At 70.6% G+C, this 14,746-nt stretch carries 13 protein-coding genes and 1 tRNA gene; 3 read left to right on the plus strand and 11 right to left on the minus strand.

Annotated elements, in window-relative coordinates:
* Positions 1–130: 130 nt before the first annotated feature.
* The 4 genes from ACFW01_RS29075 to ACFW01_RS29090 form a co-directional block, all read right to left on the minus strand.
* Positions 131–203: transfer RNA gene (locus ACFW01_RS29075), tRNA-His, on the minus strand.
* Positions 204–325: 122 nt separating this feature from the next.
* Complete coding sequence (gene orn / locus ACFW01_RS29080; protein ID WP_234959765.1) at positions 326–928, minus strand: oligoribonuclease; 603 nt, start codon at positions 926–928, stop codon at positions 326–328.
* A 182-nt stretch (positions 929–1,110) separates the two neighbouring features.
* Positions 1,111–2,301 carry a helix-turn-helix domain-containing protein gene (locus ACFW01_RS29085; protein ID WP_234959766.1) on the minus strand — a complete coding sequence of 397 codons (1,191 nt, stop codon included), beginning with the start codon at positions 2,299–2,301 and terminating at the stop codon, positions 1,111–1,113.
* Between the two features lie 386 nt (positions 2,302–2,687).
* On the minus strand, positions 2,688–3,020 hold the full coding sequence (locus ACFW01_RS29090; protein WP_384508439.1) for a hypothetical protein: 333 nt from the start codon (positions 3,018–3,020) through the stop codon (positions 2,688–2,690).
* A 294-nt stretch (positions 3,021–3,314) separates the two neighbouring features.
* Here ACFW01_RS29090 and ACFW01_RS29095 point away from each other — a divergent pair, with 294 nt between their 5' ends.
* Positions 3,315–3,842 (plus strand): universal stress protein, encoded by a 528-nt coding sequence (locus tag ACFW01_RS29095; protein WP_064728013.1) that lies wholly within the window; start codon positions 3,315–3,317, stop codon positions 3,840–3,842.
* Positions 3,843–4,001: 159 nt separating this feature from the next.
* Positions 4,002–4,559 carry a GPR1/FUN34/YaaH family transporter gene (locus ACFW01_RS29100; RefSeq protein WP_234961353.1) on the plus strand — a complete coding sequence of 186 codons (558 nt, stop codon included), beginning with the start codon at positions 4,002–4,004 and terminating at the stop codon, positions 4,557–4,559.
* Between the two features lie 149 nt (positions 4,560–4,708).
* Here the strand turns inward: ACFW01_RS29100 and glmS are convergent, their stop codons facing one another.
* The 3 genes from glmS to ACFW01_RS29115 all read right to left on the minus strand — a co-directional run bounded on the left by glmS (position 4,709) and on the right by ACFW01_RS29115 (position 7,775).
* Positions 4,709–6,526, minus strand: coding sequence for a glutamine--fructose-6-phosphate transaminase (isomerizing) (glmS, locus tag ACFW01_RS29105; RefSeq protein WP_161325910.1), 1,818 nt, complete (start codon positions 6,524–6,526; stop codon positions 4,709–4,711).
* 33 nt (positions 6,527–6,559) lie between these two features.
* Positions 6,560–6,817 carry a hypothetical protein gene (locus tag ACFW01_RS29110; protein ID WP_122619966.1) on the minus strand — a complete coding sequence of 86 codons (258 nt, stop codon included), beginning with the start codon at positions 6,815–6,817 and terminating at the stop codon, positions 6,560–6,562.
* A gap of 76 nt (positions 6,818–6,893) precedes the next feature.
* Positions 6,894–7,775, minus strand: coding sequence for a DUF4429 domain-containing protein (locus ACFW01_RS29115; RefSeq protein ID WP_234961352.1), 882 nt, complete (start codon positions 7,773–7,775; stop codon positions 6,894–6,896).
* A 102-nt stretch (positions 7,776–7,877) separates the two neighbouring features.
* Here ACFW01_RS29115 and ACFW01_RS29120 point away from each other — a divergent pair, with 102 nt between their 5' ends.
* Complete coding sequence (locus tag ACFW01_RS29120) at positions 7,878–9,479, plus strand: beta-N-acetylhexosaminidase (RefSeq protein ID WP_234961351.1); 1,602 nt, start codon at positions 7,878–7,880, stop codon at positions 9,477–9,479.
* An 88-nt stretch (positions 9,480–9,567) separates the two neighbouring features.
* On the opposite strand, the gene ACFW01_RS29125 is transcribed toward ACFW01_RS29120, so the two are convergent.
* From ACFW01_RS29125 to desA, 4 genes are read right to left on the minus strand one after another with little or no spacing between them, the layout of a single operon-like run.
* The gene (locus ACFW01_RS29125) at positions 9,568–11,337 is read right to left on the minus strand and encodes an IucA/IucC family protein (protein ID WP_384508444.1); all 1,770 of its coding nucleotides are present in this window, start codon (positions 11,335–11,337) and stop codon (positions 9,568–9,570) included.
* Positions 11,334–11,894 (minus strand): GNAT family N-acetyltransferase, encoded by a 561-nt coding sequence (locus ACFW01_RS29130; RefSeq protein ID WP_234961349.1) that lies wholly within the window; start codon positions 11,892–11,894, stop codon positions 11,334–11,336. The genes ACFW01_RS29125 and ACFW01_RS29130 overlap by 4 nt, the downstream gene beginning before the upstream one ends.
* On the minus strand, positions 11,891–13,171 hold the full coding sequence (locus ACFW01_RS29135; RefSeq protein ID WP_234961348.1) for a lysine N(6)-hydroxylase/L-ornithine N(5)-oxygenase family protein: 1,281 nt from the start codon (positions 13,169–13,171) through the stop codon (positions 11,891–11,893). The genes ACFW01_RS29130 and ACFW01_RS29135 overlap by 4 nt, the downstream gene beginning before the upstream one ends.
* Positions 13,155–14,597 (minus strand): lysine decarboxylase DesA, encoded by a 1,443-nt coding sequence (gene desA / locus ACFW01_RS29140; RefSeq protein ID WP_384508449.1) that lies wholly within the window; start codon positions 14,595–14,597, stop codon positions 13,155–13,157. Before desA ends, ACFW01_RS29135 begins: the two co-directional genes overlap by 17 nt.
* Between the last annotated feature and the right edge of the window lie 149 nt (positions 14,598–14,746).

The raw sequence follows: 14,746 nt of genomic DNA on the forward strand, positions 1-14,746 counted from the left end.
GGGTGCATTTTGTGTTGTTTTGGTTGGTTGGGTTTGGCGGGGTGTTTTTTTGGGTTGTGGGTGTGGGGGGGGTTCACCGGCACCCCGGCGGGGGGTTCACATCCCTTTTGTACACGGGCCGACGGATCAGGGTGAGTGACGGGACTTGAACCCGCGGCCACCTGGACCACAACCAGGTGCTCTACCAACTGAGCTACACCCACCAAGGCCGGTGCTCGAATCCCGCATGGCGGGGTTTCCCGACCGGCTGAGAAAAAGTGTACAGGGTCCGAAGGGGTGCTCGCGCCCGGCTTTCCGGGCGCCGCTCCCCGGCGTACCGGGGGCCCTACCCGGCCGGTACGACGTGCTTCGCGGCGATCGCCTTGGCGGTGTCGGAGTCCGGTCCGGGCTGCGGGACGAAGACCGCCTCCCGGTAGTAGCGCAGTTCGGCGATGGACTCGCGGATGTCGGCGAGCGCGCGGTGGTTGCCGTTCTTCTCGGGGCTGTTGAAGTACGCCCGCGGGTACCAGCGGCGGGCCAGCTCCTTGATCGACGAGACGTCGACGATCCGGTAGTGGAGGTAGTCCTCGAGCGTGGGCATGTCCCGCAGCAGGAAGCCGCGGTCGGTGCCGACCGAGTTGCCGCACAGGGGGGCCTTGCCGGGCTCCTTCACGTGCTCCCGTACATACGCGAGGACCTGCGCCTCGGCGTCCGCGAGCGTCGTGCCGCCGTCCAGCTCCGCGAGCAGGCCGGACGCGGTGTGCATCTCGCGCACCACGTCGGGCATCGTCTCCAGGGCCCGCTCCGGCGGGCGGACGACGATGTCGACGCCCTCGCCGAGGATGTTCAGCTCGGAGTCGGTGACGAGGGCGGCAACCTCGATGAGCGCGTCGTCGGACAGCGAGAGGCCGGTCATCTCGCAGTCGATCCACACCATGCGATCGTTCATGCGGCCACTGTACGGCGGGCGCCTGTTTCCCGGGCCCCCGGCGTCGGTGTGGGCCTCGCTGGGGGCTGCCGCCCCCAGACCCCCGCTTTCGGCCTGGACGGCCTCGTCCTCAAACGCCGGACGGGCTGGATCGGCGAACGCCGGACGGGCCGAGAGGCCCGTCCGGCGTTCCGCGCGTCAGGTCACGGTGCGCTGCGCTGGCCCGGGACGCCGGCCGCCGCCGGGACCGGTGCCGCCGTGCGGCGGGTCTGGAACGGGACCGAACCCTCCGGTGTCAGGGCGGCCGGTTCGGCCGGGGCGGGTGGCCGTGGGGCTCCCGCGCCGCCCGGATCCGGGTCCACCGGGCGCTCGCCCTGGGGGCGCCGTGCCCGGTAGGCGGCCCGGTAGGCGGCAGGCGAGGATCCCAGCTGGCGGCGGAAGTGACCGCGCAGGGCCACCGGCGAGCGGAAGCCGCAGCGGCCCGCGACCTCGTCCACCGAGTAGTCCGACGTCTCCAGCAGGCGCTGGGCCTGCAGCACCCGCTGGGTGATCAGCCACTGGAGCGGCGCACTGCCGGTCAGCGACCGGAAACGGCGGTCGAAGGTGCGGCGGCTCATGTAGGCGCGCGCGGCCAGCGTCTCCACGTCGAACTGCTCGTGGAGGTGTTCCAGCGCCCAGGCGACGACCTCGGCGAGCGGGTCGGCGCCGATCTCCTCCGGTAAAGACCTGTCCAGGTAGCGCTCCTGGCCTCCGCTCCGGCGCGGCGGCACCACGAGGCGGCGGGCCAGCGCGCCGGCCGCCTCGTTGCCGTGGTCGGTGCGCACGATGTGCAGGCACAGGTCGATCCCGGCGGCGGTGCCCGCGGACGTCAGCACGTCGCCGTCGTCCACGAACAGCTCGCGCGGGTCCACGTGCACCGACGGATAGCGCTTGGCCAGCGTCGGCGCGTACATCCAGTGCGTGGTCGCGGGGCGGCTGTCCAGCAGGCCGGCCGCCGCCAGCACGAAGGCGCCGGTGCACAGGCCGACGATGCGGGCGCCCTCCTCGTGCGCCCGGCGCAGTGCGTCGAGCGCCTCCTCCGGTGGCGGTGAGGTGATCGACCGCCAGGCCGGCACGACGACGGTGCCCGCGCGTGAGATCGCCTCCAGGCCCTGCGGCGCGGTCAGTTCGAGGCCCCCTGTGGTCCGCAGCGGGCCGTCCTCACCGGCGCACACCAGAAGTCGGTAGCGCGGCACGCCGGCGTCCTGGCGGTCGATCCCGAACACCGACAGCGGTATGGAACTCTCGAAGATGGGACCACCGCTGAACAGCAGCACCGCGACGATCTCCTTGCGGCGTCGCCCGGAGAGCTTCCGCGCGGCGCTTTCCGGCGCGGCGGTGGAGTCGTGGCTCATACTGCTAAGCCCCCCTCGGTGGTCGCGGCACCCTCTACCCTTCGGGTCTGTCGCTCCAACACGTTTCCCCTCGGTCCTGCACGAGTCCCCCGCCGTAGACAGTCAAGATCGAATCTACTGTGTCCCGTCGCGCCGGGATGGCCGGTTCGGCACTTGGGACATTGTCGACATGGCAACTTGGCGTGAACCAGTCGATCACGAAGCGTTGCACTCTGGGGCGCCCCAGGGAAGTGCGCCTTGTGTCAGTGGCCAATCCCCATAGGGTGCGCGGGGTCCCCGAGACCCTTTCCGTGCAGGTGGAACGGGGGTTTGGGGGTGGTGAGGGGGGCAGATGAGCCACCCCTGGAAGTTGGCTGAAAAGAAGCGGAACTGTGCGCGGAAACCGGTCAGTCGACCGGTGTGTTTTCCCCAGCGTGCCGTCCGCCCCCGCGCGCCCGCGCCGCGGGCCTGCGCCGGCGGCCGCGGCCGCCCCGCCCCGCGCGCTCCCCGCCGCACGGGTGCGCGGCGAGGCGCTCGGACCGCCGCAGCAGCAGACGGCACACGCCGGTGACGGCGGCCAGGCCGAGGGCCGTGCCGGCCGTGCCGGCGAAGGACGCGCCGTACCAGAGGAGCGCGACCGGGACCAGGAAGCAGCTGAACGCCGCCCAGCGGACGAGGTCGGTCACGCCGTCCCGGGAGGGCGCGGACGTCGGCTCGGCGGTGCGGTGCGGTCCGGACACGGGTGCTCCCTGAGGCTGATGGCATGGAGATCAACGCCCGCGTGGCGCGTCGGTCACGACCGATCACCGAACGTTGAATCCTGTGCAAACCGCCTGTACAGGGCAGCAACCATTGCGTTGCGGGCGCCCCTCGGGCATGCTCCGGTGAACCCTGCGGCGGACCTTCCGCGGGATCTGGGCGAAGGAGGCGTGCCGCCGTACCCTTGGGGGTATGGGGTTGGGAAGACCATTCCCGGACACAGCTCAGCCGCCCACTGTTGGCCCCCCATAGAGGATAAAAACGCCGAGACAGCCATGGCCGGTCACGAATTCTTCGAACCCGCGGACCGCAAGCGGCCCGTCGCCGAACCTACGGCGGCCGAGCCCCTGGCGGCCGAAGAGCCACGCCAGTCGTGCGACCCCGCCTTCAAGCACGGGGTCGTGGTCGGCTTCGACGGCTCCACATCCAGTGAGCGTGCCCTCGCGTACGCCATCGGCATGGCATCCCGACTGAGCTCCGGCCTGGTCATCGTGCATGTCGCCAACCGACTGCCCACCACGGTGTGGGCCGGCTGCGAGCCTCCCGTCTTCGTGGACGTGCCGGACCACCGCACCGAGGTGCTGGGTCTGGAGCTGGCGTGCGCCGACTATCTCGCCGACGTCCCCTGGATCCTGGTCGAGCGCGGCGGCGACATCTGCCACGAACTCGAAGAGGTGGGCCGGGAGTACGAGGCGGACGCCATCGTCGTCGGCTCCAGTCACGGCCTCGTGGGCCGGCTCTTCGGCTCCGTCGCCGGGCGGCTCGCCAAGCGGGCGAAGCGGCCCGTGGTGATCATCCCGTAGCGTTCCGCGGGTGACTCGGCCGTCCCCGCCGTCCCTGCCGTCCCAGGCGGCTCCCCTGGTCATGCAGCGTGAAGCTACCGACGCGTAGAGGTGTTTGTGCCTTTGTGAAGGGCATATACGTGTCACCGCACCACCGCACATGCATGAAGGGAGCCCGCCGTGGACAACGACGTCTCCGCGGGAAGCACCACCACCATCGCCGGCCGACTCGCGCTCGGCATCACCCTGCTGGCCTTCGGCCTCGGTCACACCGCCGTGATCGACCAGGTGACGGCGGCGGACGCCGTGACCGTCGCCCAGTACGTCGGCGGCGTCGCGCTCTTCGTCGCCGGTCTGCTCGCACTGCGTGAGAGCGACACCGCCTCCGGCACGGCCTTCACCGTCCTCGGCGCGCTCTGGTTCACCTGGGCCGTCTCCGCCGGCAACCAGGTCTCCGCCAACGCCGCGGGACTCTTCCTGCTCCTGTTCGCCCTCGTCGCCCTCACCCTCACGTTCGCCGGCGGCGACGCACTCGGGCAGGGGATGTACGGGCTGCTCTGCGTGTCCCTGCTGCTGCTCGCCGTCGGCTCGTTCGCGGACAGTACGGCGCTGGGCAAGGCGGGCGGGTGGTTCGCCGTCGGGGCGGGGGTGGTCGCCTGGTACGCGGCGACCGCGGTCCTGGCCCACTGGCCCACGGGTGTCTCGCGACGCGCTGCGGGCCGGGGAGTGACGGTGTAGCTGCCGCCGGCCGGGGGGTGTGGCGGCTCCCCGGCGACGGAACGGCCCCCCGCGTGTGGGGGGCCCCCGGGGGGGGGCTTTGGGGTGGGGGCGCGGGGGGGGGTGTGGGGGGGTTGCGCGCCCTGGCCCCCGCGCCCGTGGGGGGCCCGCTACTCCACCGTGACCGACTTCGCCAGGTTCCGCGGCTTGTCGATGTCCCTGCCCAGGGCCAGGGCCGTGTGGTAGGCGAGGAGTTGGAGGGGGATGCCCATCAGGATGGGGTCCAGCTCGTCCTCGTTCTTCGGGACCACGATGGTGTGGTCGGCCTTCTCCTGCTCCTGGTGGGCGACGGCGAGGATCTGGCCGCTGCGGGCCTTGATCTCCTCCATGGCCGCGCGGTTCTTCTCCAGCAGGTCGTCGTCCGGCACGATCGCGACCGTCGGCAGGGCGGGCTCGATCAGGGCGAGCGGGCCGTGCTTCAGCTCGGAGGCCGGGTAGGCCTCGGCGTGGATGTACGAGACCTCCTTGAGCTTCAGGGAGGCCTCACGGGCGACCGGGTAGCCGCGGACGCGGCCGATGAAGAGCATCGAGCGGGCGTCGGCGTACTGCGCGGCCAGCTTCTTGACGTCCTCCTCCTGCTTCAGCATCTCCTCGATCTGCGCGGGCAGCTTGCGCAGCCCCTCGATGATCCGCTTGCCGTCGCGGACCGAGAGGTCGCGGGTGCGGCCCAGGTGCAGGGCGAGCAGCGCGAAGGCGACGCAGGTGTTGGTGAAGCACTTGGTGGAGACGACGCAGACCTCGGGCCCGGCGTGCACGTACATGCCGCCGTCGGCCTCGCGGGCGATCGCCGAGCCGACCACGTTGACGATGCCGAGGACGCGGGCGCCCTTGCGCTTCAGCTCCTGCACGGCGGCCAGCACGTCGTACGTCTCACCGGACTGGGAGACGGCGATGTACAGGGTGTCGGGGTCGACGACCGCGTTGCGGTACCGGAACTCGGAGGCGGGCTCGGCGTCCGCGGGGATGCGGGCCAGCTCCTCGATCATCTGGGCGCCGATCTGGCCCGCGTGGTACGAGGTGCCGCAGCCGAGGATCTTCACGCGGCGCACGGCGCGCGCGTCGCGGGCGTCCAGGTTGAGGCCGCCGAGGTGCACGGTGGAGAAGCGGTCGTCGATCCGGCCGCGCAGCACGCGGTCCACGGCCTCGGCCTGCTCGTGGATCTCCTTGTGCATGTAGGTGTCGTGGCCGCCCATGTCGTAGGAGGCGGCCTCCCACTCCACGGTGGTCGGCTCGGCGGTGGTGCGGGTGCCCTCGGTGGTGTACGTGCGGAAGTCGTCCGCCTTGAGGGTGGCCATCTCGCCGTCGTCGAGCGTGACTATCTGGCGGGTGTGGGCGACCAGCGCGGCGATGTCCGAGGCGACGAACATCTCCTTCTCGCCGATGCCGAGGACGACCGGCGAGCCGTTGCGGGCGACGACGATGCGCTCGGGGAAGTCGGCGTGCATCACGGCGATGCCGTACGTGCCCTCGATGACCCGCAGGGTCTCGCGGACCTTGTCCTCCAGCTTCTCGGCCTCGGAGCGCGCGATGAGGTGGACGAGGACCTCGGTGTCGGTCTCGGAGAGGAACTCGACGCCGTCCGCCTCCAGCTTGCGGCGCAGGTCGGCGGCGTTGTCGATGATGCCGTTGTGGACGACGGCGACCTTCTGGTCGGCCGACATGTGCGGGTGGGCGTTCGCGTCGGACGGGGCGCCGTGGGTGGCCCAGCGGGTGTGGGCGATGCCGGTGGTGCCCTTGAAGCGCGCCGGGACCTTGGCCTCCAGGTCGCGGACCCGGCCCTTGGCCTTGACCATCTTCAGGCCGGCCGCCTTCGGGGACGTGACGACGATGCCCGCCGAGTCGTAGCCGCGGTACTCCAGGCGCTGGAGGCCCTCCAGGAGCAGGGGCGCGACGTCACGCTTGCCGATGTATCCGACGATTCCGCACATGTATACGTCAACCTCGTGTTCCTCTTCGGCTTCTCAGCCGTAGACGATGCGGCGCAGCTGACGGAGCGAAAGCTCCGCCGGTGCCACCGCCCGGTATTTCAGCTCCGCCCCGATCCGTTCGAAGATCGTCGCGTTCACCAGGCCCTGGGTCTGGAGTTCGCGGTGGCGGCGACGGACGAACTCCTCGGTCGTCTCGTCGAAGTAGGCGAGCACGTCCTGGATCACGCGCAGCGCCTCGCCCCGGTTCAGAGGGGTGGACCGCGTCAGATGATCAACGAGTTCGTCGTGCACCCGGTAGATCCTGGAGTACGGGACACGGTTATGCAAGAATCCTGCCCGATTTCGGGCAGGGGTCGGCGGGGGCCGGTCAGAATCGCCTCAGTACCGCCTGCTTGGCCAGGTTGAACTCCTCCTCCGTCAGGACCCCGGAGCGGTGCAGCTCACCCAGCTCCCGCAGCCGGCGCAGCAGCGCGTCGTGGTCGTCCTCGGCCGCGGGGGCCGGCGCGGGCGCGTCCCCGGGCGGGAGGGTCTTCTCCGGGGCGGCGGGGGCGGCCGGGTGCGGGAGGCGGGCCTGCACGGCCGCGGCGACCAGGGCCATCAGCGGGTCCTTCTTGAAGCCCCACAGCTCCACCGCGTTCGGGTCGTACTTGGGCGGCACCTTGCTCGGCGCGCCCCGCACGGTGAACCGGAGGTGGCCGTTCTCCATGCCCACCTCCGGCTGCCACTCCACCGAGAGGATGTCGCCGAGGGGGAGGGTGCGCGGACCCCCGGCCGACTTGGCGTCCTCCGCCTGCCACTTCCACTCCAGGCGCACCCGCTCGCCGTCGAAGCTCGCGATGCCGTCCCCGGCCGACACGGACAGCGGGACGGCGGGGCCCGGCAGCAGGTACGCGTCCACCGGGCCGGACGGAACCTGGTCCAGGAGCAGCGCGTTGCGCACCTCGTCCACGAAGTACTCGGCCACGCCGTACCGGTCGGACTCCACGAGGAGCTGGTACGGGTCGTGCGGCTCGGTCAGCCGGCCGCCCGTCGCGTGCAGCAGCGGGTCGGCGCCGTCCCGCAGGCGCAGCCGCAGCCGGCCGGACTTGCGGCCCTGCTCGAACGATATGCCCGCCAACGCGGAGAGCGGGACGAGCAGTTCACCCAACTCCCGGCGCAGCAGGGCGACACTCTTGTCGCGTCCAGGAGTCAGCCGCAGCGAGTCGCCGTCGAAGACCCACGTTCCGTCCTTCTGGATGATTTCCGCCATGCGCGGATTGTTTCACCGCTTCTGCGGGCGGCGATGGTGCGGGAGAGTGGTCTACACCCGTCCCCAACCCCCGTACCGCACAACCGTGAAGGGAGCGCGCACGTGAGAGCTCGTCGACGGCACCACCGAACGACTCCCCGCACCAGCCGGCTGCTGGGATCGCTGCTTCTGGTGGTGACGGCCTGCGCCATCACCACGGGCGCGGCACCCGCGCACAAGACGGCCGCGACCCCCCTGGACCAGGTGATCCCGGCCCCCGCCTCGGTCGACCCGGGCGGCGCCCCGTACCGCATCACCCGCTCCACCCACATCCGCGTCGGCGACTCGCGCGAGGCCCGCCGCGTCGGCGACTACCTGGCCGGCGTCCTGCGGCCGTCCACCGGCTACCGGCTGCCCGTGACCTCCCACGGCCACGGCGGCATCCAGCTGCGCCTGGCCAAGGGCTCCTACGGCGACGAGGGCTACCGCCTCGACAGCGGCCGCTCCGGCGTCACCATCACCGCCCGCGCGGCGTCCGGCCTCTTCCACGGCGTCCAGACCCTCCGTCAGCTCCTGCCCGCCGCCGTCGAGAAGGACTCCGTGCAGCCCGGCCCCTGGCTGGTGGCCGGCGGCACCGTCGAGGACACCCCCCGCTACGGCTGGCGGGCCGCCATGCTGGACGTCTCCCGGCACTTCTTCACCGTCGACGAGGTGAAGCAGTACATCGACCGCGTCGCCCTCTACAAGTACAACAAGCTCCACCTGCACCTCAGCGACGACCAGGGCTGGCGCATCGCCATCGACTCCTGGCCGCGGCTGGCGACGTACGGCGGCTCCACCGAGGTCGGCGGCGGCCCCGGCGGCTACTACACCAAGGACGACTACAAGGAGATCCTGCGCTACGCCGCCTCCCGCCACCTGGAGGTCGTCCCCGAGATCGACATGCCGGGCCACACCAACGCGGCCCTCGCCTCCTACGCCGAGCTGAACTGCGACGGTGTCGCGCCGCCGCTGTACACCGGCACCGAGGTCGGCTTCAGCTCCCTGTGCGTCGGCAAGGAGGTCACGTACGACTTCGTGGACGACGTCGTGCGCGAGCTGGCCGCCCTCACCCCGGGCCGTTATTTCCACATCGGGGGCGACGAGGCGCACTCCACGCCGCACGAGGACTTCGTGACGTTCATGAAGCGGGTGCAGCCGATCGTCGCTAAGTACGGCAAGACGGTCGTCGGCTGGCACCAGCTGGCGAGCGCCGAACCGGCCGAGGGCGCGCTGGTCCAGTACTGGGGCCTGGACCGTACCAGTGACGCGGAGAAGGCCCAGGTCGCCGAGGCCGCGCGGAACGGGACCGGGCTGATCCTGTCCCCGGCCGACCGGACATACCTGGACATGAAGTACACCAAGGACACCCCGCTGGGTCTGTCCTGGGCGGGCTATGTCGAGGTGCAGCGGTCCTACGACTGGGACCCGGCCGCCTATCTGCCGGGCGCCCCGGCCTCCGCGGTGCGCGGTGTCGAGGCGCCGCTGTGGACGGAGACCCTCTCCGACCCGGAGCAGCTGGAGTTCATGGCCTTCCCGAGGCTGCCCGGCGTCGCCGAACTGGGCTGGTCCCCGGCGTCGACGCACGACTGGGACACCTACAAGGTGCGGCTGGCCGCCCAGGCGCCGCGCTGGGAGGCGATGGGGATCGACTACTACCGCTCGCCGCAGGTTCCCTGGTCGTGAAACGGACGTGAACCCGGCCTGACCGGAACGCGGTGACGGGCGCCCCGGAGGACCGTCTCCGGGGCGCCCGCCTGTCCGCCTGGCCGGTCTACCGGCCCGCGAGCGGGTTCTCCAGCCGGCCGATCAGCTGGAGCGCGCCGGACGGGTCGGCGAGGTCCACCATCTGCCGGTTGTCGCGCAGCTGGAGCCGGTTGAGGCAGGACAGCGCGAAGTCGGGCGCGAACATGTCGTACCGGTCGAACTTCTCGGCCAGTTCCGGCACCGACTCCTGGTACTCGCGGGTGACCTCCGCGACCGTCCGCCAGAAGTCGTCCTCCTCCACGATGCCCTCGCCCGCCAGGTTCGCGGCGAGGAAGCGGAAGAAGCAGTCGAAGACGTCCGTGAAGATGGACAGGAGCTTCTTGTCCTCGGGCACGTCCACGGCGATCCGGGCGACCTCCGGCGGCAGCACCGCGTCCGGGTCCATCACCGCGATCTCCTCGGCGATGTCCTTGTAGATCGCGCGCCGCACCACCCCGTCCTCCAGGACCAGGATCACGTTCTCGCCGTGCGGCATGTACACCAGGTCGTAGGCGTAGAAGCTGTGCAGCAGCGGGACGTAGTAGGCGCGCAGGTACTGCCGCAGCCACTCGGCGGGCGCGAGGCCGGACCGCTCGATCAGCGCGCCCGCGAAGGAGACGCCCTCGTGGTCGACGTGGACGAGGGAGGCCATGGTGGCGAGCGTCTCGCCCTCCTGGAGGGACGGAACCGGGCTCTCCCGCCAGAGCGCGGCCAGCATCTTGCGGTACGGCGAGTAGCGGTCGGTGGCCTGCTCGTACTCCAGGTGCCGGTAGCCGACGGCGGCCCGCTCCCGGATGATGCTCAGGCCCGTCGACCTGAGCACCGGGTCGCCCTCGATGAGCTGGGCGAGCCAGTCGTTGATGGCCGGGGTGGCCTCCATGTAGGCCGCCGACAGGCCCCGCATGAAGCCCATGTTGAGGACGGACAGGGCCGTCTTCACGTAGTGCTTCCCGGGGTGCGAGGCGTTGAAGAAGGTGCGGATGGACTGCTGGGCCAGGTACTCGTCGTCGCCCTCGCCGAGGCAGACCAGGTGCCCGCGGGCGACCTCGGCGGCGAAGGTGACGGTGAGCTTGTTCCACCACTGCCAGGGGTGGACCGGGATGAACAGGTAGTCGGCCGGGTCCAGGCCCCGCTCGCGCAGGACGCCGTGGAAGCGGTCGACGGTCCCCTCGCCCAGCTCGTCGCGGACGAAGGACTCGTACTCGATCCCGACGCCGGCCGTGAACGCGGCGCGCGAGCGGTGCGCGGCCAGCCACACCAGCCGGACCGGGCTCGCGGTCTCGGGGGCGTACGCCAGGTACTCGTGGATGCCGAAGCCGAGCCGCCCGTTGTTGGCGACGAAGCACGGGTGGCCCTCGGTCATGCCGGTCTCGACGGCCTGGAAGTCGCCGCGGGCCAGCTCGGCGGAGGTGACCTTCGGCTTGGTGAGCTTGTAGCAGGTGCCGGAGAGAGTGGAGGAGATCTCCTCCAGGTAGACCGGCAGGATCTCCTCGCTCAGGCCCAGCGTTTTCTGCAGCTCGATGAAGAAGTCGAGCGCGGCGAGCGGGAGTTCGGTCCCGTCGCGGTGGCGGGTGATGGAGGCGGCGTCCACCTGCCAGTGGTCCAGGGCGCGGACGGTCGCCGTGAAGCGGTAGCGGGTCTGGCCGTCGTCGCTGAGGACGACGTACTCCTCACCGTCCCGTTCGGGGGAGAGCAGCCGCTCGTGCGTGAACTCGGCCAGAGCCTTGCGGATCAGGAGGCCGTTGGCCTGCTCCCAGCGCTCGGGGGAGAGGTGGGCGACGGCGTCGGCGAGGCTCATCGGGACACCGCCTTCTCGAACTGGTCGCGGGTGCAGAAGCTCAGCAACGCCTTCTTCTCCGGCTTCTGGATCTCGCGCTCGGGCACGAATCCGACGGCTTCGTTCAGGGCGTGGACGGCCTTGTTGTCGACGTCCGGCTCGACCACGACGCGGGCGGTGGCCGGGTCGGCGAACAGCTCGGTCATGACGGCGGTGATCACGGCGCGGGTGAAGCCGTGCACCGGCCGGTCGGTGGGGGCGACCAGGAAGTGCATGCCGACGTCGCCGGGCTCCGGCTCGTACAGGCCGGTCAGCTCGCGGTGGACCGGGTCGTACCGCTCCATCAGGAAGGCGGGGACGCCGTCGTGCAGGCCGATGAAGGCGTCCTGGTACGGGTCGGCGGCCAGGTCCATGTACGCCCGCTCGACGTCGACCAGCTTCGCCTCCTGCATCATCCAGTACGCGGACTTGGGGTGGGTGAGCCAGCCGTGCAGCAGCTCGGCGTCCCTGAGCGGGTCGAGGGGGCGCAGGGTGAGGGCACCGATCCTCGTGGTGGCGGATTTCGTGGGGGTGGTCATGCGCTGAACTCCTGGAACGCGATCGACTTCTCGACCGGGTAGTACTCGGTGCCGAGCAGCTCTCGGACGATGTAGCTGTTGCGGTAGGCGCCCATGCCCAGGTCGGGGCTGGTCACGCTGTGCGTGTGGACGCCCGCGTTCTGCAGGAACACGCCGCTGCCCGTGACGTCCACGGCGTAGTTGCGGGCCACGTCGAAGTTGCCGCGGGAGTCGTAGCACAGCCGGTCGCGGACGGGCTTGAGGAACTCCGGCTCGGTGTACCGGTACCCGGTGGCCAGGATCAGACCCTGGGTGTCGATCTCGAAGTCCGTGCCCTGCTCCTCCTGGCGGAAGCCCAGGGTGTACGTGCCGTCCGCGTACCGGGCGCTGGTCAGGGCCGAGTTGGTGAGCAGGCGGGTGGGGACCGGTCCGCCCAGTCTCTTCTGGTAGAGCAGGTCGAAGATGTCGTTGATCAGGTCGCCGTCGATGCCCTTGAACAGGCCCTTCTGCTCCGCCGTGAGGCGGTAGCGGGTGGGCTCCGGCAGCGCGTGGTAGTAGTCCACGTACTCCGGGGAGGTCATCTCCAGCGTGAGCTTGGTGTACTCCAGCGGGAAGAAGCGCGGGGAGCGCGTGACCCAGTTCAGCCGGTAGCCGTGGACGTCGATCTCGCCGAGCAGGTCCTGGTAGATCTCGGCGGCGGACTGGCCGCTGCCGACCAGCGTGATCGACTCCTTCTTCACCAGCTCCGCCCGGTGCCGGACGTACTGGGAGTTGTGGAGGAAGTCGCCGGCCAGGCCCCGGCAGGCGTCGGGGATGTGCGGCGGGGTGCCGGTGCCGAGGACGAGGCGGCGGGCGCGGTAGGTGTCGCCGCCCGTGGTGGCGACGGCGTACAGCTCCTCGCGCTCGTCGTACGTCACCTCGGTGACCGTCGTGGAGAAGCGGACGCTGCTCAGTTGGTTCGCGGCCCAGCGGCAGTAGTCGTCGTACTCGACACGCAGCGGGTAGAAGTTCTCCCGGATGTAGAACGAGTACAGTCGGCCCTTCTCCTTCAGGTAGTTGAGGAAGGAGTACGGGGAGGTCGGGTCGGCGAGCGTGACCAGGTCCGACATGAACGGGGTCTGGAGGTGGGCGCCGTCCAGGAACATGCCGGCGTGCCACTCGAAGTCCGGCTTGGACTCCAGGAAGACGCCGTTCAGCGCCTCGATGGGCTCGGTGAGGCAGGCGAGGCCGAGGTTGAAGGGGCCGAGGCCGATCCCCACGAAGTCGTACGTGGCACTGGCTTCAGGAAGCGCGGTCAAGGGACTCTCCCAGGTACTGCTCGGCGTGGCCGGCGATCAGGTCGAGGACGGCGGCGATGTCGGCCGTGGTCGTCTCGGGGTTGAGCAGGGTGAACTTCAGGTAGTGGCGTCCGGCCACCTTGGTGCCCGCGACCACGGCGTCCCCGGAGGCGAACAGGGCGCGGCGGGCGTACAGGTTGGCGCGGTCGATCTCGGCGGGGTCGGTGACGGCCGCCGGGATGTAGCGGAAGACCAGGGTGGACAGGCTCGGCTCCACCACGACGTGGAAGCGCGGGTCCGCGGCGAGCAGCCGCCAGCCGTCGGCGGCCAGGTCGCACACCTCGTCGAAGAGCTGCCCGATGCCGTCGGCGCCCATCACGCGCAGCGTCATCCACAGCTTGAGCGCGTCGAAGCGGCGGGTGGTCTGGAGCGACTTGTCCACCTGGTTGGGGATACGTTCCTGCACCATGCGGCGCGGGTTGAGGTACTCCGCGTGGTAGGTGGCGTGGCGCAGGGTGGCGGCGTCCCGCACCAGCACGGCGGAGGAACTCACCGGCTGGAAGAAGGACTTGTGGTAGTCGACGGTGACCGAGTCGGCCCGCTCGATGCCGGCCAGCCGGTCCCGGTACTTCAGCGAGGTGAGCAGCCCGCAGCCGTAGGCCGCGTCCACGTGCATCCACACGCCGTACTGCTCGCAGAGCGCGGCGATCTCCGGCAGCGGGTCGATGGAGCCAAAGTCGGTGGTGCCGCTCGTGGCGACGACGGCCATGGGGACGAGACCGTCCCGCGCGCAGCGCTCCAGCTCACGGGCGAGGACGACGGTGTGCAGGCGCTTGTCGTGGTCGACGGGGATCGGGACGACGGCGTCGGGGCCGAGGCCGAGCAGCTTCGCCGACTTCTGCACGCTGAAGTGGCTGACCTCGGAGGCGAAGATCCGCAGCTTGGCCGAGGAGTCGGTCTTGGCCTCCTCCCGCGCCAGCAGCAGCGCCTGGAGGTTGGACTGGGTGCCTCCGGAGGTGAACACGCCGTCGGCGGCGGGGCCGAGGCCGATCCGGGCGGTGGTCCAGTCGATCAGCTTCCGCTCGATGAGCGTGCCGCCGGCCGACTGGTCCCAGGTGTCCAGGGAGGAGTTGACGGCGGACAGCACCGCCTCGCCGAGCACCGCCGGTATGACGACCGGGCAGTTGAGGTGGGCGAGGTAGCGGGGGTGGTGGAAGTAGACGGCGTCGCGGAGGTAGACGTCCTCCAGCTCGTCGAGGACCGCGGCCGTGTCGTGCAGCGGCCGGTCGAGGTCGATCTCGTCGATGCGGGGGGAGAGGGCGTCGGCCGTGACACCCGTGAACGGGCGGTCGGTGGTGGCGATTCTGGCGGCCACCCGCTCGACTCCTTCGGTCACGGAGCGGCGGTACTGCTCCGCGGTGGTGTCGTTGAGCAGGTGCGAGCGCATGGGGAGGTCCTCCGGTGGGGACGGTCCGAGAGGGAGGGGAAGGACGGGGAAGGGCGGGGCAGGTCTGCAAGGCGGAACCCTTGCTTCAACTTAGGTCAGCCTAACCTAACTCGATTGGATCACACGCATGCCTGTGCGTGACTGCCGTC

It is taken from the genome of Streptomyces sp. NPDC058985 (assembly GCF_042740985.1).
GTDB lineage: Bacteria > Actinomycetota > Actinomycetes > Streptomycetales > Streptomycetaceae > Streptomyces.

What these genes read in the sequence shown, in the direction of transcription:
- ACFW01_RS29130 (WP_234961349.1), bottom strand. Translation starts at nt 11,894, where the DNA reads ATGACCACCCCCACGAAATCCGCCACCACGAGGATCGGTGCCCTCACC.
- glmS (WP_161325910.1), bottom strand. Translation starts at nt 6,526, where the DNA reads ATGTGCGGAATCGTCGGATACATCGGCAAGCGTGACGTCGCGCCCCTG.
- ACFW01_RS29085 (WP_234959766.1), bottom strand. Translation starts at nt 2,301, where the DNA reads ATGAGCCACGACTCCACCGCCGCGCCGGAAAGCGCCGCGCGGAAGCTC.
- desA (WP_384508449.1), bottom strand. Translation starts at nt 14,597, where the DNA reads ATGCGCTCGCACCTGCTCAACGACACCACCGCGGAGCAGTACCGCCGC.
- ACFW01_RS29115 (WP_234961352.1), bottom strand. Translation starts at nt 7,775, where the DNA reads ATGGCGGAAATCATCCAGAAGGACGGAACGTGGGTCTTCGACGGCGAC.
- orn (WP_234959765.1), bottom strand. Translation starts at nt 928, where the DNA reads ATGAACGATCGCATGGTGTGGATCGACTGCGAGATGACCGGCCTCTCG.
- ACFW01_RS29125 (WP_384508444.1), bottom strand. Translation starts at nt 11,337, where the DNA reads ATGAGCCTCGCCGACGCCGTCGCCCACCTCTCCCCCGAGCGCTGGGAG.
- ACFW01_RS29095 (WP_064728013.1), top strand. Translation starts at nt 3,315, where the DNA reads ATGGCCGGTCACGAATTCTTCGAACCCGCGGACCGCAAGCGGCCCGTC.